The 22920-nt window shown below is 51.3% G+C and carries 20 protein-coding genes; 18 read left to right on the plus strand and 2 right to left on the minus strand.

The annotated features are described in order from the left end of the window. Positions 1 to 516: 516 nt before the first annotated feature. Positions 517 to 1227, minus strand: coding sequence for an HAD family hydrolase (locus tag KB559_RS22910; RefSeq protein ID WP_211025507.1), 711 nt, complete (start codon positions 1225 to 1227; stop codon positions 517 to 519). Positions 1228 to 1581: 354 nt separating this feature from the next. Between KB559_RS22910 and KB559_RS22915 the strand changes: the two genes are divergently transcribed. From KB559_RS22915 to pssA, 8 genes are all read left to right on the plus strand, one after another. Further along, positions 1582 to 3858 (plus strand): Kelch repeat-containing protein, encoded by a 2277-nt coding sequence (locus KB559_RS22915; protein WP_211025508.1) that lies wholly within the window; start codon positions 1582 to 1584, stop codon positions 3856 to 3858. A gap of 271 nt (positions 3859 to 4129) precedes the next feature. Continuing rightward, positions 4130 to 4588 (plus strand): CtsR family transcriptional regulator, encoded by a 459-nt coding sequence (locus KB559_RS22920; protein ID WP_211025509.1) that lies wholly within the window; start codon positions 4130 to 4132, stop codon positions 4586 to 4588. A gap of 315 nt (positions 4589 to 4903) precedes the next feature. After that, positions 4904 to 5428, plus strand: a complete 525-nt coding sequence (gene mcsA / locus KB559_RS22925) for a protein-arginine kinase activator protein McsA (RefSeq protein WP_211025510.1) — start codon at positions 4904 to 4906, stop codon at positions 5426 to 5428. 12 nt (positions 5429 to 5440) lie between these two features. Further along, complete coding sequence (gene mcsB / locus KB559_RS22930) at positions 5441 to 6499, plus strand: protein-arginine kinase McsB (protein WP_211025511.1); 1059 nt, start codon at positions 5441 to 5443, stop codon at positions 6497 to 6499. A 36-nt stretch (positions 6500 to 6535) separates the two neighbouring features. Continuing rightward, positions 6536 to 8980 (plus strand): ATP-dependent protease ATP-binding subunit ClpC, encoded by a 2445-nt coding sequence (gene clpC, locus KB559_RS22935; protein WP_211025512.1) that lies wholly within the window; start codon positions 6536 to 6538, stop codon positions 8978 to 8980. Positions 8981 to 9248: 268 nt separating this feature from the next. Continuing rightward, positions 9249 to 10616 carry a DNA repair protein RadA gene (gene radA, locus KB559_RS22940; protein WP_211025513.1) on the plus strand — a complete coding sequence of 456 codons (1368 nt, stop codon included), beginning with the start codon at positions 9249 to 9251 and terminating at the stop codon, positions 10614 to 10616. 13 nt (positions 10617 to 10629) lie between these two features. Then, positions 10630 to 11706: a DNA integrity scanning diadenylate cyclase DisA gene (gene disA / locus KB559_RS22945; RefSeq protein WP_211025633.1), complete on the plus strand. Its 1077-nt coding sequence runs from the start codon at positions 10630 to 10632 to the stop codon at positions 11704 to 11706. A 51-nt stretch (positions 11707 to 11757) separates the two neighbouring features. Beyond that, positions 11758 to 12489 (plus strand): CDP-diacylglycerol--serine O-phosphatidyltransferase, encoded by a 732-nt coding sequence (gene pssA / locus KB559_RS22950; protein WP_211025514.1) that lies wholly within the window; start codon positions 11758 to 11760, stop codon positions 12487 to 12489. A gap of 263 nt (positions 12490 to 12752) precedes the next feature. Here pssA and KB559_RS22955 read toward each other — a convergent pair whose 3' ends face one another. Then, positions 12753 to 13148, minus strand: coding sequence for a nucleoside triphosphate pyrophosphohydrolase family protein (locus KB559_RS22955; protein WP_211025516.1), 396 nt, complete (start codon positions 13146 to 13148; stop codon positions 12753 to 12755). A gap of 205 nt (positions 13149 to 13353) precedes the next feature. On the opposite strand from KB559_RS22955, the gene KB559_RS22960 reads away from it, so the two are divergent. The 10 genes from KB559_RS22960 (at position 13354) to sigH (ending at position 22482) form a co-directional block, all read left to right on the plus strand. Next, the gene (locus KB559_RS22960; RefSeq protein ID WP_211025518.1) at positions 13354 to 14442 is read left to right on the plus strand and encodes a PIN/TRAM domain-containing protein; all 1089 of its coding nucleotides are present in this window, start codon (positions 13354 to 13356) and stop codon (positions 14440 to 14442) included. A gap of 95 nt (positions 14443 to 14537) precedes the next feature. After that, entirely contained in the window at positions 14538 to 15257 is a 720-nt protein-coding gene (gene ispD, locus KB559_RS22965; protein WP_211025520.1) for a 2-C-methyl-D-erythritol 4-phosphate cytidylyltransferase, read from the plus strand. Further along, complete coding sequence (gene ispF / locus KB559_RS22970; protein ID WP_211025522.1) at positions 15254 to 15742, plus strand: 2-C-methyl-D-erythritol 2,4-cyclodiphosphate synthase; 489 nt, start codon at positions 15254 to 15256, stop codon at positions 15740 to 15742. The genes ispD and ispF overlap by 4 nt, the downstream gene beginning before the upstream one ends. A 29-nt stretch (positions 15743 to 15771) precedes the next feature. Next, on the plus strand, positions 15772 to 17232 hold the full coding sequence (gene gltX, locus KB559_RS22975) for a glutamate--tRNA ligase (protein ID WP_211025524.1): 1461 nt from the start codon (positions 15772 to 15774) through the stop codon (positions 17230 to 17232). A gap of 423 nt (positions 17233 to 17655) precedes the next feature. Beyond that, the gene (gene cysE / locus KB559_RS22980; RefSeq protein ID WP_211025526.1) at positions 17656 to 18312 is read left to right on the plus strand and encodes a serine O-acetyltransferase; all 657 of its coding nucleotides are present in this window, start codon (positions 17656 to 17658) and stop codon (positions 18310 to 18312) included. A gap of 91 nt (positions 18313 to 18403) precedes the next feature. Further along, a complete protein-coding gene (cysS, locus tag KB559_RS22985) occupies positions 18404 to 19813 on the plus strand; it encodes a cysteine--tRNA ligase (protein ID WP_211025528.1) in 1410 nt (469 codons plus the stop codon). 65 nt (positions 19814 to 19878) lie between these two features. Beyond that, a complete protein-coding gene (locus KB559_RS22990) occupies positions 19879 to 20352 on the plus strand; it encodes a Mini-ribonuclease 3 (protein WP_247682047.1) in 474 nt (157 codons plus the stop codon). A 31-nt stretch (positions 20353 to 20383) separates the two neighbouring features. After that, entirely contained in the window at positions 20384 to 21142 is a 759-nt protein-coding gene (gene rlmB / locus KB559_RS22995; protein WP_211025530.1) for a 23S rRNA (guanosine(2251)-2'-O)-methyltransferase RlmB, read from the plus strand. 6 nt (positions 21143 to 21148) lie between these two features. Next, a complete protein-coding gene (locus KB559_RS23000) occupies positions 21149 to 21670 on the plus strand; it encodes an NYN domain-containing protein (protein WP_211025532.1) in 522 nt (173 codons plus the stop codon). Positions 21671 to 21828: 158 nt separating this feature from the next. Beyond that, complete coding sequence (gene sigH, locus KB559_RS23005) at positions 21829 to 22482, plus strand: RNA polymerase sporulation sigma factor SigH (protein ID WP_373316857.1); 654 nt, start codon at positions 21829 to 21831, stop codon at positions 22480 to 22482. Positions 22483 to 22920 lie beyond the last annotated feature (438 nt).

Raw genomic sequence — 22920 nt, forward strand, 5'->3', positions numbered from 1 at the left:
CGGCGGTGCTTTTTTGCTATTTAGGACTATCTCAACAGCAACTTAGCTGTAAAACCTGCAGTTATTTTCGCAAGATGAGCTTGTTTGAGACAAATAACTGTAAAATCTACAGTTAATTCTGCGGTTTCCACTTGGAATGGCCCAAATCCTCCGAAATAGCTGTAGTTTTTGCAGTTAATTTAGACCGGAAAGCTAATGGAATAAAATTAGATGTAGGAAATACAGTTAATTATGCATGGGGTAGGTGTTAAGGTACTAAGCTACTAAGCTGAATTCAAGTACTCTGATTACATGGACGACTTGCGCCCGAAGAGTCCTAGGATAGTAGGATGCCACCAAACAACGAAGAAGAGCACTGCAGATCACCTCGGCAGTGCTTTTCTCTTCTTCTATTTAAGACTATCCAATCAACAAATTAACTGTAGAAAATACAATTCTCAGAAGGCCGAATATCTTGGCTACAAATTGTAACCCACTTCCAAGCCCGGTGACAAGTATTCGCAGAGAATCCCATCATTAACCCAGCTCTAAAATACGCCTAAAATCTCCGTCCCAAATCTGATGTTTACAATCCACCGTTTCCGTCTCCGGGGAGCAATTGGAATGGTAGTAGCACGCATCCATGCCCATGCGATTGGCACCGGCAATGTCAGTGGTCGCATCATTTCCGATCATAATGGCAGAAGTCAGATCAACATTAAACGTGTCGGCAAGATAGGTATAGAACAGCGGATCAGGCTTGCAAATCCCCGGATTGGAGGAGATGGCTATGCCATCAAAAAAGTCCGTAATGCCAAGGATGCGCATTTCCGCTTCCACAAAGGCCGTTTGTCCGTTAGATAATAAATAAATCTTCTTATTCCGATCTTTTAATGTGCTTAAAGTTTCTTTAACGCCATCATATAGTTTTAAGCTTCGTATAGAAAGTAATCTAAACCAAAGCACCGTTTCATCGAGCCAGTTTTCTTCCGGATTGTATCCTAGTTCTGCAACGATATTTTTGAAAATCAATTGAATATCCAGCTCAGGAAATTCGCATTCAATAAGTGGGGTGGAAATTTGTCTTGTGACCTCTTTGCGATATTGGTCTTTCAATACATTTGGGTCTAGTGAATAACCGCTGTAAAGAAAATGGTAGCTAAGTCTTTCCCAAACCATAGGGTCTTCTTCATCCGTGTGAATATCGATTAATGTACCGTATAAATCGAAAATATAAGAATTATACATACCGTTAGCGCGATGCCTCCATTCAATAAAAATATACGTGAAGAGTGAGTGAAAACGATTGCACAATTACATAAACTAATTTTACCACGAAAAGCGGCAGATATAGATGAATTAATTAATTCAATAAGAAATAAATCAGAAACCCATTTAATGTCAAAGGGAGTTGGCGATTAAGCCACTTGATCCGTTTAGTGGAGTTGGGGGAAGGGGGGAGACCATCGGACTTGTCCTAAGAAAATTAGAACTGATATCTAAAATTGTGAGTATCCCTTTGCCGATAATAGTTATGAAGGCCTAGACTATAAGTCCTTTAAACAGCACAGCGAGTGCAACATGAGGGGGAAAACAGCCAAGATGAAACATAATAAATTTACGAAAAGGACAATCGCAGCCGGTGTGGCCGCCGCTTTGATCGGAACACTGGCACCTATGAATTTCGTACATACTAATAAAGCAAGCGCAGCGGGAGAGATTCCTAAGATGTTCGCGGCGGCAACTGCAACGACGCCGTCCGCGGTGGCTTCGAGCATCGGAACCTTTAAAGCATTAAAGAGTTTTCCTGCTCCCAAAGCCGGTATAATCGATGCGGTTGTACTGAATAGTCAGGAGGTCTTGTTCCTGGCCTATGAAAATGAGAGCGCGAAGCTTTTCAAGTACAACACAGGTTCTGATAGCTGGCAGCAGGTTCAAGGATCCTCACTTAAGCTTCCCAAATCGTTTGCCCGTCTGCAGAACGGGAACATCGTTATATTAGGCGGTGTAGATAGCTCGGATGATCAGAGTACGCAAGCGGAATTGTATAATGTGCAAACCAATAAATTCAGCAAAATAGCCTCAATGCCGGGCCCTCAAAGAGAAGGTGTGGTCATGAATGCCGTGACGCTTAAAAATGGTCATTTGCTTGTAATGGGTTCCTACCAGCTATATACGAAGAAACATCCTTATGTGTACGAATATAATCCGGACACGGACACCTGGACCGAGCCGATACAATTATCTGATATGGGCAGGGAGCTATATATTACTCCGCAAGGCGATGCGCTCAGTTATGGCGCAGGCTTGGATGAGAACATATCGGCAGGCCAACTGTATAAGGCCGATATGGATAAGTTTTACTCCATTGCAACGATGCCTTACTTTACTAGCTTCCAGGCCCAAACGGCAATGGCTGACGGCCGGTTTTTCATGGCAGGCGGAGTGTTGCATGGCGGCAGGGGCAACGAACCGGTATCAGAAGCTGTAGTATATGATCCGGCTACGAATTTATGGAGTGATGTAGGCAATATGTCGACAGCCCGCTCCAATGCGGCAGCGGCGCTGCTGCCTGACGGAAAGGTGATCGTCGCAGGAGGAAGAGGCGGCAACAATACAGGCCAGCTGAACTCGACTGAAGTTTACGATCCGAAAACCAACAAGTGGACCAGGGGTCCGGTAATGAAGTACAAACATGAAAACCCGATATCGATTACAATGGCTAATGGCAATATTATTTTTATCGGAAAAGGCAGCGAGAATGGCATTAAGCCTATGGAAATGCTGCAAGCCGCCAAGACCTCAGATGGAGGAAACACCGGGACTTCAAATAAGGGAACGGTGTTTGAGGGGACTCTTGTCGCCACTAAGACACAGTTGAAGCAAGATGGCTGGACCTACAAAATCTTGTACTACAAAAATGTGAAGGCCAATTTCAGATGGAAGCTCGGAAATATGGAGTATACGCATCAGTATCTTGTTCGACAGCAGGATGGAACAAACACGACGGAAATTGTGCTTACAGGCCGGTTTGATTTTGTGAAGCTGGATCAGGATGTAGTGTATTTCATTCAGGACAATTACTTGAAGAAATTAAAGCTCGGCGACACTTTCGGCGAGATGATCCCTTATCCGACAAAATACGGATTGGACACGGATTCGGCTTCTATCTTCCGTCGTAAAACTCAGCAAGGCGCGTCGCTTGATCTGGGGATGAGGGCTTTTGACGGGGAATATATATATGCTTGGGAACGTTCGAAACGGGATGCCTACGAAGAGTGGGGAATGCCGGTTCGTTACAAATATGACGGAAGCAGTCTGCAGGTTTTGAGCTATACGTATGGACGGAGCGCACAATTTTTCCCCGACAAGCTTGAATTGGCCGGCGACTATTTGCTATACACCACTTACCCGGATTCAAAAGAGAACAGGGAGGCTGTGAACAAAGGCTACATGCTGCATTCCCTCAAGAAGGACGGGACCTGGGAAAAGGACTTGGCCCGGATATACAGCTTTGATACGTATAAAGACAGAGTTTATTATGGTGATGCAAATGACGGAAAAGTGTATTCCGCGCTAGGCGACGGCAGTGACAAGAAATTGTTTGAGGCGGAAGGCTGGGGCGGGGATCGTTACTTTTTTGATAATTCGGTCATTTATGAAACTCCGGATAAAATCGTAAGGAACTCGCTCGACGGTAAGCAGAAAAAGGTGCTCAAGCAAAATACGGCCCGCTACAGCTATATGTTAGTTTCGGTAGATAGTAAGGCAATTGTCTTTGACAGACAGGACAATAACAAGTACGGGAAATGGGCAGGAACCTACAAAAAGGATCTCGCAACAGGTAAGGAAGTGCTGATTTCCGCGCCATCCAAATAAAGTGCTCTAAATGCAAAGTACACACGCCCTCGATTCATGATGAATCGGGGGTGTTTTTCACGTGTTTCGGTCCCTCTTGGCAAATCGGAAATTTGTGCTATAATAAAGTTAAAGTCAAAGAAAGTCAAAGTCAACATATCATGACCATCCCATATTCAAACCGGCGCATACGGTTAATACTATTCATACATGCGATGCTTTGTTTATATATAGCAGATCAGTTACATCGGTGGCGCGGTATGTTGGAGTAATGAGCAATGGAGGATGTGTGATGCGCAATATCTCCGATATTATTGAGAAATATCTCAAAAGCATTTTGCACGAAAGTCCCGAAGGGGCGATAGAAATTCAGCGTAATGATCTGGCCGATCAGTTTTCCTGCGTTCCTTCCCAGATTAACTATGTGATTAGCACAAGATTCACCCTGGAGAAGGGTTATCTGGTGGAGAGCAAACGCGGGGGCGGCGGTTATGTCCGAATTAGGCGGATCGAATTGCCGGGCCCGACCACTTTGCATACGCACCTTCATCAGACGATTGGCGACGAGATCGGCCAGTCTGCGGCGGAGGGGCTGATTTATCAATTGGAAGAGGCCAGGTTTCTTAGCAGCCGGGAGGCTGCCCTAATGAGGGCGGCGGTATCCAGGGAAATACTGATGGTGAAGCTGCCGTACCGCGATCAGATCCGGGCGCGGCTTATGAAGGCGATGCTGATATCATTACTCGGTTAATGACCGGCACAGCCTCTTAAAATGCAAGTTCAAAAAGTCGGGTTTTCAGGACCGAAGCGTATGCTTCCGAAGTGCGTTTTTACAAAACGCTTTAGGTTGGATGAAGCTAGGGACTGAGTAGCGGAGCTAAACGTTTTCGTAGAAAACGACTTCGTAAGCATTTGCTCATGAGGTACGTGAGCAAGGGAAGGCTCGGCTGAATTCAAGATTCGACGTCGAATCCGCTTCATGATTTGTTTCGTCGTGGAAAGACGATTTGTTGAACAACATCTATAAGTATGTGTTGAGTCTATCCATAAGAGGAGGGACATCCCAATGCAATGCCAAGAATGCGGCAAACGCCCCGCTACGCTTCATTTTACGAAGATCGTAAATGGGGAAAAGACGGAATTTCATATTTGTGAAGCTTGTGCCAGAGAAAAAGGGGAGATGATTCCCGGAACGACAGGCGGATTCTCCATTCATAATCTGCTGTCGGGACTGATGGATTTTCATCCTGGTATTCAGGGACATCCCAGTGCAGCTAAACAAAACGAGAACATCCGCTGTGAGGAGTGCGGTCTAACCTATTCCCAGTTCAGCAAGATCGGACGTTTTGGCTGCAGCTCCTGTTATAAATATTTTAATGACCGACTCGATCCGCTCTTCAAAAGAGTGCACGGCAACACGGTCCATGTGGGCAAAGTGCCGAAACGGGCGGGCAGTCATATCCAGGTACAGCGCAAGCTGGACGACCTCCGGCGAGAATTGCAGTACCGGATTGTTCAGGAAGAATTTGAGGAAGCGGCTGCGCTCCGGGATCAGATCCGCGAACTTGAAAAGAATATTCCCGCAGAGTAGGAGGAGAGTATCATGCCTAATCTTCGTTTTACAGAACAGCCGTTAAGCGAATGGATGAGCCAGGGCGGAAAGGAATCGGATATCGTCATCAGCACCCGGGTGCGGATCGCGCGTAACTTGATACATCATCCGTTTCCGATGCTGGCGACGAATCAACAGTCGGAAGAAGTGCTGGGTTTGTTGCGGGAAGTGCTGACGGATGAGCGGCTGCAGCAATACGGCATGCTCCACCCGGTTCTACTCGCCGATTTGGAGGAGCTGGACAAGAAGATTCTGGTCGAGAAGCATCTGATCAGTCCGAATCTGGCCGGAGAATCCCGAAAAGGCGCCGTCTTTATCAGTGAAGACGAAAGTTTGAGCATTATGGTGAACGAAGAAGACCATTTGAGAATTCAATGTTTATATCCCGGTTTTCAAGTGCAAGAAGCTTGGGATAAGGCGACCGAGATTGACGACATTTTCGAGGATCATGTAGATTATGCCTTTGATGGGAACCGGGGCTTTCTGACCAGCTGTCCAACCAACGTTGGTACGGGATTACGTGCCTCAGTCATGATGCATCTGCCGGCATTGGTGCTTACGCAGCAGATCAACCGGATATTATCCGCTGTATCCCAGGTAGGACTTACGGTGCGTGGCATATACGGCGAAGGCAGCGAAGCGATGGGGAACTTGTTTCAAATCTCAAATCAGATTACACTAGGACAAAGCGAAACGGAAATTATTGAGAATTTGTATGGTGTCGTCCTGCAGATTATCGAGCATGAGAAAAATGCCCGCGAAAGGCTGCTGTCCGAATCGCGCTTGCGGATGATTGACCGTGTAATGCGTTCTTACGGGATTTTATCCCACGCTGCGATTATGGATTCGAAGGAAGCGGCTCAGAGGCTTTCCGACGTCCGGCTTGGCGTAGATATCGGTTTGATCGATGACGTTCCCGCAGGGGTGCTGAATGAGCTGAATGTCATGACGCAGCCTGGTTTTCTTCAGAAACTGTTCGGCGAAAACTTATCGCCTGGCGAGCGGGATATGTACCGCGCCAAGCTGATTCGGGAAAAAGTGGGTAAATAACTGAAACGATAGATTCTATATGGAGGTGCAAACAATATGATGTTTGGAAGATTTACGGAACGTGCCCAGAAGGTGTTGGCCTTGGCCCAGGAAGAAGCAGTCAGACTAGGTCACAATAATATTGGTACTGAGCATATTTTGCTCGGATTGATCCGCGAAGGAGAAGGGATTGCCGCTAAAGCGCTGATCGGCCTTGGACTCGGACTCGAGAAAATTCAAGATGAAGTGGAAACGCTGATCGGCCGCGGACAAGAACAGCCGTCTAATATCGCCTATACGCCAAGAGCCAAAAAGGTTATTGAGCTGTCCATGGACGAAGCGCGCAAATTGGGTCATACCTATGTCGGTACCGAGCACATTTTGCTTGGCTTGATTCGGGAAGGTGAAGGGGTTGCGGCACGCGTGCTGAACAATCTCGGCATCAGCTTGAACAAAGCCCGCCAGCAAGTGCTGCAGCTGCTTGGCAGCAGCGAAGCCGTATCAAGCCATCATGGAGCGCCTGCCAATGTCAATACACCGACGCTGGACAGCTTGGCCCGTGATTTGACGGCTTCCGCCAAGGAAGGGAATCTCGACCCGGTTATCGGACGCAGTAAAGAAATCGAGCGGGTTATCCAAGTACTTAGCCGCCGGACCAAGAACAATCCGGTGCTCATCGGCGAACCCGGCGTGGGTAAGACGGCGATTGCCGAAGGCCTGGCGCAGAAGATCATCAACAACGAAATTCCGGAAACCCTCCGCGATAAAAGAGTCATGACCCTCGACATGGGGTCCGTTGTCGCCGGAACCAAATACCGGGGTGAATTTGAAGACCGTCTGAAAAAGATCATGGATGAAATCCGCCAAGCCGGAAATATCATCCTGTTCATCGACGAATTGCATACCTTGATTGGAGCGGGCGGGGCCGAAGGCGCCATCGACGCTTCCAATATTCTGAAGCCGGCGCTCGCCCGGGGCGAATTGCAGTGCATCGGGGCTACGACGCTGGATGAGTACCGCAAATATATTGAAAAAGACGCCGCACTGGAACGCCGGTTCCAGCCGATTACGGTAGATCAGCCGTCGGTGGAGGAAGCGATTCAGATCCTGCACGGGCTTCGCGACCGGTATGAAGCGCATCATCGCGTGAAGATTACCGACGAGGCGATCGAGCAGGCCGTCAAGCTGTCCGATCGTTATATCCAGGACCGCTTCCTGCCGGACAAAGCGATCGACCTGATTGACGAAGCGGGCTCCAAAGTAAGGCTGAACTCCTATACAGTACCGCCAAACTTGAAGCAGCTCGAGAACCGTCTGGACGACATCCGCAAGGAGAAAGACGCTGCCGTGCAGAGCCAGGAATTCGAAAAAGCCGCTGCGCTTCGCGATACCGAGCAAAAAATTCGCGAAGAGCTGGATGTAACGAAGAATCAATGGAAAGAAAAACAGGGCCGTACCGACTCCGAGGTAACTCCGGAGGATATTGCTCAAGTGGTAGCCAGCTGGACCGGAATCCCGGTTATCAAGCTGAAAGAAGAAGAAACCGAGCGTTTGCTGAATATGGAACAACTCCTGCATGAGCGGGTAATCGGCCAAGACGAAGCGGTAAAAGCCGTCAGCCGGGCGATCCGCCGGGCACGGGCCGGCCTCAAGGATCCGAAGCGTCCGATGGGTTCGTTCATCTTCCTCGGTCCGACCGGGGTAGGTAAAACCGAGCTGGCAAGAGCGCTTGCCGAATCGATGTTCGGCGACGAGAATGCCGTCATCCGCATCGACATGTCGGAGTACATGGAGAAGCACTCCACGGCCCGTCTGGTAGGCGCGCCTCCGGGATATGTAGGATATGAGGAAGGCGGACAATTGACCGAAAAGGTACGCCGCAAGCCTTATTCCGTAGTCCTGCTGGATGAAATCGAAAAGGCCCATCCGGAAGTGTTCAACATTCTGCTGCAAGTGCTGGAAGACGGCCGGTTGACTGACTCCAAAGGCCGGGTGGTCGATTTCCGTAACACGCTGATCATCCTGACGTCCAACGTAGGGGCTGAAGCGATCAAGCGGAATACGCGCCTTGGTTTCACTGCCGTCGAGGATGCAGGTGCGGATTATGACAATATGAAGGGCAAAGTGATGGAAGAGCTCAAGAAGAGCTTCCGTCCTGAATTCCTGAACCGGATTGATGAAATCATCGTGTTCCACTCCTTGGAAGAAAGCCATATCGGTCAAATCGTGTCGCTCATGTCCGAGGAGCTTCGCAAGCGGCTGCGCGAGCATGAAGTGGACTTCGTCCTTACCGATAAGGCCAAGGCCTTCCTTGCCAAAGAGGGCTTCGATCCGGCATACGGAGCGCGTCCGCTGCGCCGGGCGATCCAGAAGCATATCGAGGACCGTCTGTCCGAGGAATTGCTTACCGGCAATGTGAAGAAGGGAGATTCGCTCACGATCGACGAGGAGAACGGCGCGTTGACCGTAGAGAAATCGGGTCTTTTTTCAAAAAATGCTTAACTTGATGTGAAGTGACTGAAAAAGAAACGGATGATATCCGATATATGTAGTAAGAGGCTCCCAAAGCGATGCTTTGGGAGCTTTTTACATAGAATGACCTACATAACGCAAGAGTTGGCTAAACGTCGGTACATACGCAGAGAAAAGCCCGTTTTGACGGGAAAAAACTTTACGTTAAATCTGAAAGAATGGTAAACTTTTAATGGTACCTTTTGTGGTGCGACCTGCAAGGTTTGTCAAATTTTGCAGTGTGGAGAAGGAGAGATAAATGGTTAAAGTAAAGACAAAGTTTTATTGTACCGAATGCGGATATGAATCGCCTAAATGGTATGGAAAATGCCCGGGCTGCGGTTCTTGGAATACCATGGTGGAAGAAACGGAAAAAGTGGTCAAAACCCAAGGACTTACTTCAGGCTTATTTCATACGAAAGAAAAGCCGCTTCCGATCATAAATATAGAGAGCGGCCAGGAGCCGCGGATTCAAACGGGAATTGCCGAGCTCAACCGGGTTCTTGGCGGAGGCATCGTTCCCGGATCGCTGATCCTTGTAGGGGGGGACCCGGGGATCGGGAAATCCACGCTCTTGCTGCAGACCTCGCACGAAATGGCCAAAGCCGGACTTCGGGTGCTGTATATTTCCGGGGAGGAATCGACCCGGCAGACCAAGCTTCGGGCGGAACGGCTCGGTGCGCTCTCTCCCGAGCTGTACGTGTTGTGCGAAAGCAGCATGGATGGCATTGAGGAAGCGATCAATCAGGTGAAGCCGGATTTCCTGGTCATCGACTCGATTCAGACGGTGTATTTGCCGGAAGTGACGAGCGCGCCGGGAAGCGTGTCTCAGGTTCGCGAGTGCACGGCCCGCTTCATGCGGATCTCGAAGGGGCAGGGCATCGCCACGGTGCTGGTGGGCCACGTCACTAAAGAAGGAGCTATTGCAGGACCGCGTATGCTGGAGCATATGGTGGATTCGGTGCTTTATTTTGAAGGGGAACGCCATCATTCCTATCGTTTGCTCCGGGCGGTAAAGAACCGGTTCGGTTCGACTAACGAAATCGGCATTTTTGAAATGAATGAAGCCGGACTTGCGGAAGTAGCGAATCCTTCGGAACTGTTCCTGTCCGAGCGTCCGCTGGGCGTTGCGGGTTCTACGGTAGTAGCCTCCATGGAGGGAACCCGGCCGATGCTGGTCGAGCTTCAGGCGCTGGTCGCGTCCACGCAGTTCCCTTCGCCCCGAAGAATGGCGACAGGGGTGGATCATCACCGGATGAACCTGATCATCGCGGTGCTCGAGAAACGGATGGGAATGTTCCTGCAAAACCAGGACGCCTATGTAAACCTTGCCGGCGGCGTCAAGCTTGACGAACCGGCCGTAGATTTGGCGATCGCCGTAAGCATCGCCTCCAGCTTCCGCGATCTGCCGACTAAGCCTTATGACGTATTTTTCGGCGAAGTCGGATTGACGGGCGAGGTCCGGGCGGTGTCCCGGGCGGAGCAGCGGGTGAAGGAAGCTGCCAAACTCGGATTTAAACGGGTCATTCTCCCCGAGAAGAGCATGAAAGGGTGGAAAGGACCGAAAGAAATACAATTAATCGGTGTGAATACCGTTGCAGATGCGCTAGCTGTTGCGTTAGATTAGGGGGCACTAAATGATGAAAGAAACAACCCAAGCGGAGAAAATGAACGATTTGCTTAGGCTCGTTGCACCGGGTACCGCTTTTCGTGACGGGCTCGAAAACGTACTTCGAGCCAAGACCGGCGGCCTCATAGTCGTCGGTTACAGTCCGGAAGTGATGGAAGTGGTCGAAGGCGGCTTTTCCATCAACTGTGACTTTTCGCCAAACTATTTATACGAACTCGCCAAAATGGACGGTGCCATTATTTTAAGCGAGGATTTGAAACGGATTTTATATGCCAATACCCAGCTCATTCCGGATTCCTCCATCTCCTCCGCGGAGACCGGGATCCGTCACCGTACGGCAGAGCGGGTTGCGAAGCAGACGGGTAAGCTCGTGGTATCGATCTCCCAGCGGCGGAACATCATTACGCTGTATCAAGGCGGCCTGCGCTATGCTCTGAAGGAAATCGGCGTAATCCTTACGAAAGCCAATCAGGCGATTCAAACGCTGGAGAAATATAGAGCGGTATTGAATCAGGCCCTCACCAACCTGACTGCTTCAGAGTTCGAAGAATTGGTTACAATACCGGAAGTCATCAATGTAATTCAACGCGTGGAGATGGTCATTCGCATCAAAATGGAGATCAAGCGGTTTATTAATGAGCTTGGTACCGAGGGACGGCTGATCAGCATGCAGATGGAAGAACTGGTCAGCAATATGGAGGAAGAGGCGTGGCTGCTGTATAAGGATTACGCGAAGGACGGCAGTGACGAGGCGATCCGTGAAATTATTCTCGGGCTCAAGCGTTCCAGTGACGACGAGCTGCTGGACGACAACCATATTACTCGTTTGCTCGGTTATCCGACTTCAGCGGCCGTCTCGGAGGATCTGGTTTCTCCACGCGGTTACCGCGTCTTGAACAAAATCCCGCGTCTTCCGAATGTGATCATCCACAACCTGGTGGAGCGTTTCCGGGAGCTTCCAAGCGTTCTGATGGCCACCATCGAAGAGCTGGATGAGGTCGACGGCATCGGCGAAGTGCGGGCCCGGGCGATTAAGGAAGGCTTGAAGCGTCTTCAGGAACAGGTGTTCATTGACAGACAAATTTAATTCTCCTACAATCAGATGATGATGTTAAGGATATCTATTTGAGGTGAAAAGATGATTACTAAATCAATTCCGAACCTGTTTACCTTAGGTAACCTGTTTCTCGGAATGCTGGCCATGATGCTCGCGCTTGACGGCAGATTCAGCTTGGCAGCGATTATGGTTATTGTCGCCATGCTGCTGGACGGTCTTGACGGACGGGTAGCCAGAGCTTTGAATTGTCAAAGCGAATTCGGCAAGCAGCTTGACTCGTTATCGGATATCATCTCCTTCGGCATTGCTCCGGCACTCATTATGTATTTAATTTCATTCCATGATCTGCCGCAAACCGGTCTTGTCTGGGTCGTTACCGCCATTTTTCCGATGTGCGGAGCGCTGAGACTGGCCAGATTCAATGTCCAGAAAGGAATCCCGGGTTACTTCATAGGTTTGCCAATTCCCGCCGCAGGTGGGGTTCTGGCTACTTTATCGCTGTTTCACAAGGACTTCTCTGCGCCTTATTTCATTATTTCGATGCTATTGCTGTCCTACCTGATGGTAAGCTCGGTCAAATATCCGAATTTCAAGAAGCTCGGGTTGCCGAGGAAAGCCGTAGCCATTACGCCGTTTGTCGTTATATTGGCTGTTGCGATTGCGGTCATGTTCCCGGAGCAGATTTCCAAACTGATCTTCGTCCCGCTGGTACTGTACGCGGGGTATGGTTTGAAACAGAACGTCGATAAGCTGCTGCGCCGTAAGCGCAGGGACGACGATGATTCCGAGCGGGCCTACCGTCCCAAACGTTAATAGAGGTTGTTCAAAAAGTCATCTTTCCACGACGAAGCAGATCATGAAGCGGATTCGACGTCGAATCTTGAATTCAGCCGGGCCTTCCGTTGCTCACGTACCTAATGTACGCTCCGCTACTCAGTCCCTATCTTCATCCAACCTTCTCGGTCCTGAAAACCTGTCTTTTTGAACTCATATTAATAACAACCAAAGAAAAAGGCATTGCCTTCTGCAATTGTGCGGAAAGCGATGCCTTTTTTTGCGATCTTAAGTTCCTAATCTTAGGACATATTGAATAAGCCCAGGGTAGAGCATTTTTGCGATTCTTTTTCCAGCACTTCGTCGAGCTCGATGCCGAGCAGGTTGCAAAGCGCGGAAGTATAGAACAAGCTGCGTCCAAGTTCATTGCTGATTGCATCCCGGCAGTTTTCGCAGAGTTCTCCCCGGACGTGCTCATTAATTCTTTCCTTGGCCTGCTCCAGGCTCATGCCGGGTTCAAATTCCTGTTTGGTGGCATGAAGCTCCACACATCCGCATTCGGTAACCGCCTTGGTCACGGTGCGGACTGCAGCGGCATTAGTTTGTCCCATTTTAGACATGACATCCAGCAGACTGCGGTGACGGAGCAACAGTTCAGAAACTTGATCTTGAAAAGATTGAAGGCTCGGTGCGCTCATTTTCCATCCACCTCAATATTATGAATTGAGTTCATTATATGCCACCCTTTCCCTACTTATCAACCTGAAATCCCGCTCACTGCGGGTTCCTTCCGAATTTAATTCTTAAGAGGCCGACAAAAAAATTGCTTCCCCTCCGATTACGTCACCAAAAATTGGATCATACTGGATATTGATGATACATAATCAGGAGGTGAAGAGCGTCATGCTGAAAAAGAGTTTACTGATCGTATCCGGACTTTGCGGTGCATGGTTCGGTTATACCATGGAGGGCGTAGCGGGAGTGTTCCCTCAGCCGCTCAAGAGCTGGTTTGAAGGGATGAGTCCTCTGTTGGCCCAATTTATACTGGCGGCGGCGGGAGCGTGCCTGTTTTTGTTTTTCTTCTCGCTTGCGGCCGATGTCGTCTCTGTAAAAGTGAGACAATGGATCACGGCGCTGACACAAATCCCGATGAAGGACTTGGCGGCGGGAGCGGCCGGACTGACTGCAGGACTTCTTCTTTCTTTAATGGTCTATCCCGTTTTGTCCTGGTTTGGAACCCTGGAAGGCTTTGCCCAGTTTGCGATTTCCATGCTGCTCGGTTACATGGGCCTATACGTCGGATTGGAGAAAAAAGAGGAGCTGTCCTCCTTATGGATTTCAGGAAAATGGGGCAGCGGGAATCCCGAGGAAGAGCGGCGGCTTGAGGAACATAAGATTTTGGATACCAGCGTGATTATTGATGGGCGTATCGCCGACATTTGCAAAACAGGTTTCATCGAGGGAACGATCGTCATCCCGGAATTCGTGCTGGAGGAGCTTCAGCATATCGCCGATTCGTCCGACTTGCTGAAACGGAACCGCGGACGGCGGGGACTGGATATTTTGAACAAAATCCAGAAGGAACTCGATGTGAAGGTGATGATTTACGAAGGGGATTTCGAAGAGATCTCCGAAGTCGACAGCAAGCTGGTCAAGCTGGCCAAGGTGCTGCAGGGTAAAGTCGTAACCAATGATTTCAACCTGAACAAGGTGTGTGAATTACAGGGCGTCTCCGTGCTGAACATCAATGATCTCGCCAATGCGGTCAAGCCGGTCGTGCTTCCGGGCGAGGAAATCATGGTGCAGGTGATCAAGGACGGGAAGGAACACGGACAAGGCGTCGCCTATCTGGATGACGGCACGATGATCGTCGTTGAAGGCGGCCGTGACTTCATCGGCACCATCACTGAGGTGTTGGTAACGAGCGTACTGCAAACGTCCGCGGGCCGGATGATCTTCGCCAAACCGAAACTGTTGGAAAAAGCCCAGTAAATTCGGTATGATGGGAGATAAATGCGGGAACTAAAGACGGTGTATCGAACGACCGCAGAGTCCCGCTTACTATCTGGCAGGTGAGGCAAGAGATCATGAAAACGGAATCCGCCCCGGAAGTCGGGGTTATCGTGGTGGCAGCCGGTCGGGGAACGAGAATGGGCACGAAGGAGAGCAAACAGTTTCTCTCTTTGAAGGGAAAGCCGATTATCGTTCATACGCTGGAAGTGTTTGACCGCCATCCGTTGATAGGTGAAATTGTGCTCGTCACCGGGGAGCAGGATGTGGATCGATGCCGCGCCTGGATCGCCGAGTACGGCATTGCGAAACAAGTGAAAGTAATACCGGGCGGCGCCGAGCGTCAGCATTCGGTATACCGGGGCCTGCTTAACATCGGGACACCCTGGGTACTGGTGCATGACGGCGTCCGCCCTTTTGTCACGAGCGGGCAGGTGACGTCCTGTTATGAGGCGGCCGTAGAGCATGGGGCATCCATTCTCGCCGTTCCGGTGAAGGATACGGTGAAGCAGGTCGACGGGCAAGGACGGGTGACAGCGACGCCGGACCGCCGCAGCTTGTGGGCGATTCAGACTCCGCAGGCTTTTCGCCGTTCCGATCTGCTGCGGGCTCATGAAGATGCCGAGACCGCAGGCTTTATCGGTACAGATGACGCGATGCTTGTCGAACGGCTGGGCATTCCCGTTAAAGTGACGGAAGGCGGGTACAGCAACATTAAGATTACTACGCCTGAGGATTTGGACTTTGCCGAAATTATCGCGAATAAGAAGGAATTCAGGGGAGAGGACAAACTATGATCGCAGTTGGACAAGGATTTGATGTGCATCAGTTGGTGGAGGGAAGACCTTGTATCATTGGAGGGGTGACCCTTCCTTACGAAAAGGGATTGCTCGGGCATTCCGATGCAGACGTGTTACTCCATGCTGTGAGCGACGCCATTCTGGGCGCGCTGGCACTGGGAGATATCGGCCGGCACTTCCCGGATACGGATCCGGCCTTTAAGGATGCGGACAGCCTGGTGCTGCTGCGTCGGGTCTGGGCAATGGCGAAGGAGAGAGGATATCGCCTCGGCAATCTCGATGCGACAATCATCGCGCAGGCTCCAAAAATGGCGCCGTACATTCCGCAGATGGTCGAGGTAATTGCCGAAGCGCTCGAAGCCGATCCGCAGCGGGTTAATGTGAAGGCGACGACGACTGAGCATCTAGGGTTTACGGGCCGCGGCGAGGGCATTGCATCGCAATGTATTGTATGCCTGCTCTCGGATGTGCTATCATCTTAGGCGTTATTTTAAATCTGGAGGGGATTACTATGACAGAGGTTCGCGTGCGTTATGCGCCGAGTCCTACAGGGCATTTACATATCGGTAACGCCAGAACGGCGTTGTTCAATTATTTGTTTGCCAGACATCACGGAGGTAAATTCATCATCCGTATCGAGGATACCGACGTAAAGCGGAATGTGGCCGGCGGAGAAGAAAGCCAGCTCACCTATCTCAAATGGCTGGGCATGGATTGGGACGAAAGCGTCGACGTGGGCGGGGAGTATGGGCCTTACCGTCAGACAGAACGGCTGGACATCTACCGCACTTATTGGCAGGACCTGCTAGACCGCGGTTTGGCTTACCGGTGCTACTGCACGGAGGAAGAGCTGGAGCAAGAGCGCGAGGAGCAAACTGCGCGTGGGGAAATGCCGCGTTATTCCGGCAAACACCGCGATTTGACGCCGGAGCAATGCGCTGCGTTTGAAGCTGAAGGCCGTGTGGCAAGCATTCGTTTCCGGGTACCGGAAGGCCGCACCTACACCTTCGACGATCTTGTTAAAGGGCCGATCACGTTCGAATCCGACGTCAGCGGCGATTTTGTCATTGTGAAAAAAGACGGCATCCCAACCTACAATTTCGCCGTAGCGCTCGACGATCATCTCATGAAAATCAGCCATGTGCTGCGCGGAGAAGACCATGTGTCGAATACGCCGCGTCAATTGATGATCTATGAAGCTTTCGGCTGGGAGCCGCCGCGTTTCGGTCATATGACCCTGATCGTCGGTGACAACCATAAGAAGCTGAGCAAACGCGACGAATCCGTCATTCAGTTCATCGAACAATACGATAAGCTCGGCTATTTGCCTGAAGCTTTGTTTAACTTCATCGCCCTGCTGGGCTGGTCGCCCGAAGGGGAAGAGGAGATTTTCTCTAAGGACGAACTGATTTCGATTTTCGATGCGAACCGGCTGTCGCGCAGTCCTGCGGTATTCGATAAGCATAAATTGGCTCACTTGAATAATCATTATATTAAAAATGCCGACCCGGATCTCATCGCCGCGCTTGCGATTCCGCATTTGCAGGCGGCGTCCCGTCTGCCTGAGGAATTGACGCCGGAACAGCAAGCTTGGGCCAAGACGCTTGTCGCTTTGTACCAGGAGCAAATGACGGCGGCATCCGACATCGTTGAATTGTCGGACCTGTTCTTCCGCACGCATCTGGAGCTGGATGCAGAGTCGGCCGCGATCCTGGCCGAGCCGCAAGTACCGGACGTGCTGAGCGCCTTCCTCGGCAAGGTGGAAGCCGCGGCGGAATTCACGCCGGAGCAAATGGCCGTCCTGATCAAGGAAGTACAGAAAGAAACCGGCGTAAAAGGGAAAGGGCTCTTTATGCCGATCCGCGTCGCGTTGACCGGTCAAACCCATGGCCGGGATTTGAACCAGACCATTTACCTGCTCGGCCGCGATCGCGTTATCGACCGGCTGAAGTCGCAAATCCGCGGCGCTTAGGTAGTTTTAAATCATTTATTGTCAGTTTTGTGGACTATCATGTAAGATAGAGGCATCGGCATAGAACGGGAGAAGTACGTTTGTAGCGTCAGTATTGTCCAGAGAAGATAACCGGTAAGCGGGTACACCCGCTTTGTGGCTGAGAGTTATCTCAATACGCGCGGCGGAAATGCACCCGGGAGCCGCAGATTCGAGCGAGGCCGTGAGGCCCGGTAGATTCTGCCGTATCGTCCGCGTTAAGGACCTCATGAGGGATTAAGCCAAGGCTTTAAGGCCGGCTTGTATCCGAAGCAGAGTGGAACCACGCATCAGGCGTCTCTGCAGCGAAAGCTGCGGGGGCGCTTTTTTGGCATATTCATCAGGCAACTTGGCATCCATTGACCGTAGTGAGGCGTAAGCAGCAGATAGAGGGGGATAACGCTTATGTTCAAAAGAATGAGGTCCGATATTCAGGCGGTGTTTGAGAATGACCCGGCTGCCAGAAGCTGGTTCGAGGTGGTTTTTACCTATTCCGGTTTGCATGCGATATGGAGCCATCGGGTCGCCCATGTTTTTTACCGGCGGCGCTGGTTTACGCTGGCTCGGATCGTCTCGCAGGTCAGCCGCTTTTTTACCGGCATCGAAATTCATCCCGGGGCACGGATCGGTAACCGGTTGTTCATCGACCACGGGATGGGCGTGGTGATCGGGGAAACCTGCGAAATCGGCGATGACGTTGTCATTTATCAAGGCGTTACGCTGGGCGGCAGCGGGAAGGAGAAGGGCAAACGGCATCCGACGATCGGCAATAACGTCGTCATCGGGTCGGGGGCGAAAATATTGGGTTCTTTTACGATAGGGGATCAATGCAATATTGGCGCAAACTCTGTAGTCCTCAAAGAAGTGCCTGCGGGCAGCACGGTAGTCGGCATTCCGGGCAAAGTGGTCCGCCAGGGCGGCAAGCGGCTGGATCGTTTGAGCCATCAACTGCCGGATCCGGTAGTCGATGCGATGCGCTCGCTTCAACAGGAGATCGAGCAACTGCAAAGCGAAGTACAAAGCCTGAGAAAAGAACTGCCAGAAAAGCAGACAGCGGAGTAGAACAACAAAATCAATCTGCAATAAACTGTCTATGTTAGAATGATTCACGGTTAAAATAGAACAGAACCTTAAATGTGAAAGGATCGAGAGTATGGCGCTGCAAATTTACAACACGCTTACCCGAATGAAGGAACAATTTGTGACCCAGGAGCCGGGGAAGGCTTCGGTTTATGTGTGCGGACCGACCGTATACGGTTATATTCATATTGGAAACGCACGTCCGATGATTTTTTTCGATGTCGTGCGCAGTTATTTGGAGAATCAGAAATATGATGTGAATTTCGTAGTCAATTTCACAGATGTCGACGACAAGCTGATCCGCAAAGCGGAGGAAATGGACCTGTCGGTACCGGAGGTAGCCTCGATGTTTATCGACGCCTATTACGAGGATCTGGAAGGGCTCGGCATTCCTCGCGCCACGTCCAATCCCCGGGTCACCGAAAATATGGACATCATCATCGAGTTTATCCGCGACCTGGAAAGCAAAGGCTATGCTTACGAGAAGGGCGGGGACGTCTTTTTCCGGACGGGAAAATTCGAAGGCTACGGCAAGCTGTCGGGGCAAAATATCGGCGAGCTTCAGTTCGGTATCCGGATCGATGTGGATGAGCGGAAAGAAAATCCGGAGGATTTCGTGCTGTGGAAAGCCGCCAAGCCGGGTGAAATCCACTGGGATAGCCCGTGGGGTCCTGGGCGGCCCGGATGGCATATCGAGTGCTCGGCCATGTCCCGCCATCTGCTCGGGGACACGCTGGACATTCACGGCGGCGGCCAGGATTTGCAGTTCCCGCACCATGAGTGCGAGGTAGCCCAGTCCGAAGCAGTTACGGGCAAGCCGCTGGCGAGCTATTGGATGCATAACGGATATATTAATATCGGCGGGGAAAAAATGTCGAAGTCGCTCGGAAACGGGGTGCTGGTGAAGGATCTCCGGTCCAAGTACAAGCGTGAAGCGATCCGTTATTTCATGCTGACTACCCATTACCGCAATCCGCTGAATTTCACGGACGAATCGATGATGCAGGCGGAGCGCGGCGTGGAGCGGATCGCCAACGCGCTGGGCAATTTGCGTTACCGGCTGCAGGAGTCGGCTGGAAGCGGGGAAGGTACGGCGGTGACGAAGGAATGGGAGCGCAAGTTGCAGGACATTCGCACTGCATTCCATACGAAAATGCAAGACGATTTCAATACGCCGGATGCGATTACGGCGGTGTTTGAGTGGGTAAGTGAAGTGAACGGCCTGCTGCAGAGCAGTGAGGTGTCTCACGCCGATCTGGAAGCGGCGCTGACCCTGTTCGAGGAGATGAACGGCGTGCTGCGGATTGCCGCCGAAGAAGAGCAGGAGCTGCTCGACGAGGAGATCGAGGCGCTGATCGAAGAGCGTACGGAAGCGCGGAAGTCGAAGAACTGGGCCCGTGCCGACGAGATCCGCGATCTGCTGCAGGAGCAGGGCATCCTGCTGGAAGATACGCCGCAAGGCATGAGATGGCGGCGCAAATGACGGGCCCGGAAGCAAACGGCAGCCCGTTGCCGCGCAGCGGACAGAACGCCGAAGAGCCCGCCGGCATGCCCGGGCGGGCGCCTGAGGGCGCTGCCGCTGCGCCGGGCGCGGCCCCTGCGGCGCTCTGGTTCCCGGAGCCGCCGTCCAAGCCGGCCCGGCTCCTGCCGCCGCTCGCGCTCGCGTATATCGGCGACGCCGTCTTCGAGGTCGCCGTCCGCCAGCATGTGATCGCCCGGCCGAATCTCCGGCCGCACCACCTGCACCGGCTGTCGACGAAATACGTCTCCGCCAAAGCTCAGGCCGGGCTGCTGGCCCTGCTGGAGCCGCAGCTGACCGAGGAAGAGCGGGACGTTGTCAGGCAAGGCCGCAACGCCAAATCCGGCACCATTCCCAAAAATGCGAATGTGCTGGATTACCGTCATGCTACCGCGTTCGAAAGCCTGATCGGCTTTCTGTACTACACCGGGGCGCATGACCGCTTGCGCAGCTTGATTGCGCAAGGCTTCGAACAATATGATCATGAACTTGAAGGGATTTAGATCCCTGAACTTATAAACCCAGGAGGATTTTATGGAGGACCAAGAATGGATCGCCGGGAAGCACTCGCTGCTTGAAGCGCTCAGAGCCGGACGCACGATTAATAAAATATGGGTAGCTGAAGGCGCCCAAAAACATCTGACCCAACCGATAGTGATGGAGGCCAAAAACCGGGGAATTATCGTTCAATTCGTGGACAAGCGGAAGCTGGACCAAATGGCCCCGGGTTTGCAGCATCAGGGCGTTGTAGCCCAGGCGGCGCCATACGCCTACGTTGAGGTTGAAGATCTGCTTGCAAGAGCTGCCGAACGGGGTGAAGCGCCGTTCCTGCTCGTGCTGGACGAAATCGAGGATCCGCATAATCTGGGTTCGATCTTGCGGACTGCGGAATGTACGGGAGTTCATGGGGTGATTATCCCTAAACGGCGCTCCGCCGCAGTCACCGCGACCGTATCCAAGACCTCGGCCGGGGCGGTCGAATATGTCCCTGTAGCCCGAGTGACAAATCTGGTACAGACGATGGAGCAGCTTAAGGAAGGCGGCGTCTGGGTCGTCGGTACCGATGTCGCCGCTAAGGATGAAATTTATAGCGGCAGTAGCGGCAATATTTTTACCGGTCCGGTGGCGATCGTGATCGGGAATGAAAATAAGGGAATGGGCCGCCTGGTCCGGGAGACCTGCGATGTGCTGCTGAAGCTTCCGATGAACGGACAGCTGAATTCCTTGAACGCCTCGGTTGCCGCGGGCGTTGTGATGTATGAAGTGCTTCGCAGACGCCGCGCTGAGGGCTAGAGTTCTATGCGCGACACGCGCGATTGTCTCCTGGTAGACGGATACAATATGATCGGCGGGTGGCCCGAGCTCGCCTCCTTGTCCAAGAACGATCTGGAGGAGGCCCGGGACCGTTTGTTGGCCAGGCTGGCCGACTACCAAGCCTTTTCGGGGAGAAAGGTGATCGTCGTCTTTGATGCTTACCGGGTACCCGGACTCGGCAAGTCATTCGCCCAATATAAAGTCGATATCCATTTCACCAAAGAAAAAGAGACAGCGGATGAATGCATTGAACGTCTGGTCGGGGAATTGACGAATCGCCGCAGGCAGATTTATGTCGCTACAAGCGATATGGTGGAGCAGCATGTCATATTCGGGCAGGGAGCGCTACGGGTTTCGGCGCGCGAATTGCTGACCCAAGTGGAGCAAAGCGAGAAGGAAATCCAGGTGAGATTGCAGGAACGCAGCAGCAACTCCAGCAGGAACACGATTGACGGAAAGCTGAGTCCGGAAGTGAGAAAAATGTTCGAACGGTGGCGCAGGGAATGAAAGTGCATTCTGTGGTTTTGCTCCCAAATACTCTTGACAAAGTTCGACTTTACATCTTTTGGTACTTTTTCGGTTGACGCTAATATGCGCCATCATATATACTGTTCGTATTACTTGACTGAGTGACGGGGCACCGTGCGTTGCAGCCGGAGGGATTTGTGGTGAGTGTCAACCTGGAGACGTGGATAAGGCTAGATTATGAGGTCCAAAATGACGAAGACATTGTCGAAGCCGTCCGCAACGGTGACAGTGAAGCGCTTGAGTACTTGATTAACAAGTACCGCAGTTTTGTGCGTGCCAAAGCTAGATCCTATTTCCTGATCGGTGCCGACCGTGAGGATATTATTCAGGAAGGCATGATCGGCCTTTATAAATCGATCCGGGACTTTCGGGGGGATAAGCTCGCTTCGTTCAAAGCGTTTGCCGAGCTGTGCATTACACGTCAGATTATAACGGCAATCAAGACGGCGACCCGCCAGAAGCATATTCCGCTCAATTCTTATGTCTCATTGGACAAGCCAATTTATGATGAGGATTCCGATCGGACGCTCTTGGATGTTATTTGCGGCTCCCGGGTATGCGATCCGGAAGAATTGATCATTAATCAAGAGGAATTTGTCGGACTTGAAGATAAAATGTCTGAAATACTCAGTGACCTGGAACGCAAGGTGTTGATGCTGTACCTGGATGGGCGGTCCTATCAGGAAATCGCGGTTGATTTAAACCGGCATGTGAAATCCATCGACAATGCGTTGCAACGAGTGAAGCGTAAACTGGAACGTTATCTGGAAGTGCGCGACGGAGGCATTTGAACTTATAGTTGAAATTATACGGAACATAGAGGGAGGACGGATCAGCCGTCGCCCTTTTTTGCTGTTTTAATGGGTGTTTGAATTTGAGCTTGCACATTTGAGGCTTGTGTATGGTGTATGGTGTATGGTGTATGGTGTATGGTGTATGCGTATTGCGTATTTTGTATTGCGTTATGCGTATTGTGTATTGCGTATTGCGTATTTCAGTATTTGTTTATTAGTGCTTCTGTGTTTGTAAGCTTGTGTACTCCTTTTCCAATCGCTAACTTCTAACGGACACGAGAGACCTTATTCCACGTTAAATGTAACGTTTAGGAAACTAACGGACACCACGGCCCTTAAAGCAGGATGAATTGCTGTTTTCGTAAGAAAATAGTGGAGTTAAGAGCTACTGTGTCCGTTAGTATGGAAAACAAGGTGTTTTGGGTGACTTAAGGT

Source organism: Paenibacillus sp. Marseille-P2973 (assembly GCF_018101095.1).
Lineage (GTDB): Bacteria > Bacillota > Bacilli > Paenibacillales > Paenibacillaceae > Fontibacillus > Fontibacillus vini.

What these genes read in the sequence shown, in the direction of transcription:
- cysE (WP_211025526.1), top strand. Translation starts at nt 17,656, where the DNA reads ATGTTCAAAAGAATGAGGTCCGATATTCAGGCGGTGTTTGAGAATGAC.
- cysS (WP_211025528.1), top strand. Translation starts at nt 18,404, where the DNA reads ATGGCGCTGCAAATTTACAACACGCTTACCCGAATGAAGGAACAATTT.
- disA (WP_211025633.1), top strand. Translation starts at nt 10,630, where the DNA reads ATGAAAGAAACAACCCAAGCGGAGAAAATGAACGATTTGCTTAGGCTC.
- pssA (WP_211025514.1), top strand. Translation starts at nt 11,758, where the DNA reads ATGATTACTAAATCAATTCCGAACCTGTTTACCTTAGGTAACCTGTTT.
- KB559_RS22955 (WP_211025516.1), bottom strand. Translation starts at nt 13,148, where the DNA reads ATGAGCGCACCGAGCCTTCAATCTTTTCAAGATCAAGTTTCTGAACTG.
- radA (WP_211025513.1), top strand. Translation starts at nt 9,249, where the DNA reads ATGGTTAAAGTAAAGACAAAGTTTTATTGTACCGAATGCGGATATGAA.
- KB559_RS22990 (WP_247682047.1), top strand. Translation starts at nt 19,879, where the DNA reads ATGCCCGGGCGGGCGCCTGAGGGCGCTGCCGCTGCGCCGGGCGCGGCC.
- ispF (WP_211025522.1), top strand. Translation starts at nt 15,254, where the DNA reads ATGATCGCAGTTGGACAAGGATTTGATGTGCATCAGTTGGTGGAGGGA.
- rlmB (WP_211025530.1), top strand. Translation starts at nt 20,384, where the DNA reads ATGGAGGACCAAGAATGGATCGCCGGGAAGCACTCGCTGCTTGAAGCG.
- gltX (WP_211025524.1), top strand. Translation starts at nt 15,772, where the DNA reads ATGACAGAGGTTCGCGTGCGTTATGCGCCGAGTCCTACAGGGCATTTA.
- KB559_RS22910 (WP_211025507.1), bottom strand. Translation starts at nt 1,227, where the DNA reads ATGTATAATTCTTATATTTTCGATTTATACGGTACATTAATCGATATT.
- KB559_RS23000 (WP_211025532.1), top strand. Translation starts at nt 21,149, where the DNA reads ATGCGCGACACGCGCGATTGTCTCCTGGTAGACGGATACAATATGATC.
- mcsB (WP_211025511.1), top strand. Translation starts at nt 5,441, where the DNA reads ATGCCTAATCTTCGTTTTACAGAACAGCCGTTAAGCGAATGGATGAGC.
- KB559_RS22960 (WP_211025518.1), top strand. Translation starts at nt 13,354, where the DNA reads ATGCTGAAAAAGAGTTTACTGATCGTATCCGGACTTTGCGGTGCATGG.
- clpC (WP_211025512.1), top strand. Translation starts at nt 6,536, where the DNA reads ATGATGTTTGGAAGATTTACGGAACGTGCCCAGAAGGTGTTGGCCTTG.
- ispD (WP_211025520.1), top strand. Translation starts at nt 14,538, where the DNA reads ATGAAAACGGAATCCGCCCCGGAAGTCGGGGTTATCGTGGTGGCAGCC.
- KB559_RS22920 (WP_211025509.1), top strand. Translation starts at nt 4,130, where the DNA reads ATGCGCAATATCTCCGATATTATTGAGAAATATCTCAAAAGCATTTTG.
- KB559_RS22915 (WP_211025508.1), top strand. Translation starts at nt 1,582, where the DNA reads ATGAAACATAATAAATTTACGAAAAGGACAATCGCAGCCGGTGTGGCC.
- mcsA (WP_211025510.1), top strand. Translation starts at nt 4,904, where the DNA reads ATGCAATGCCAAGAATGCGGCAAACGCCCCGCTACGCTTCATTTTACG.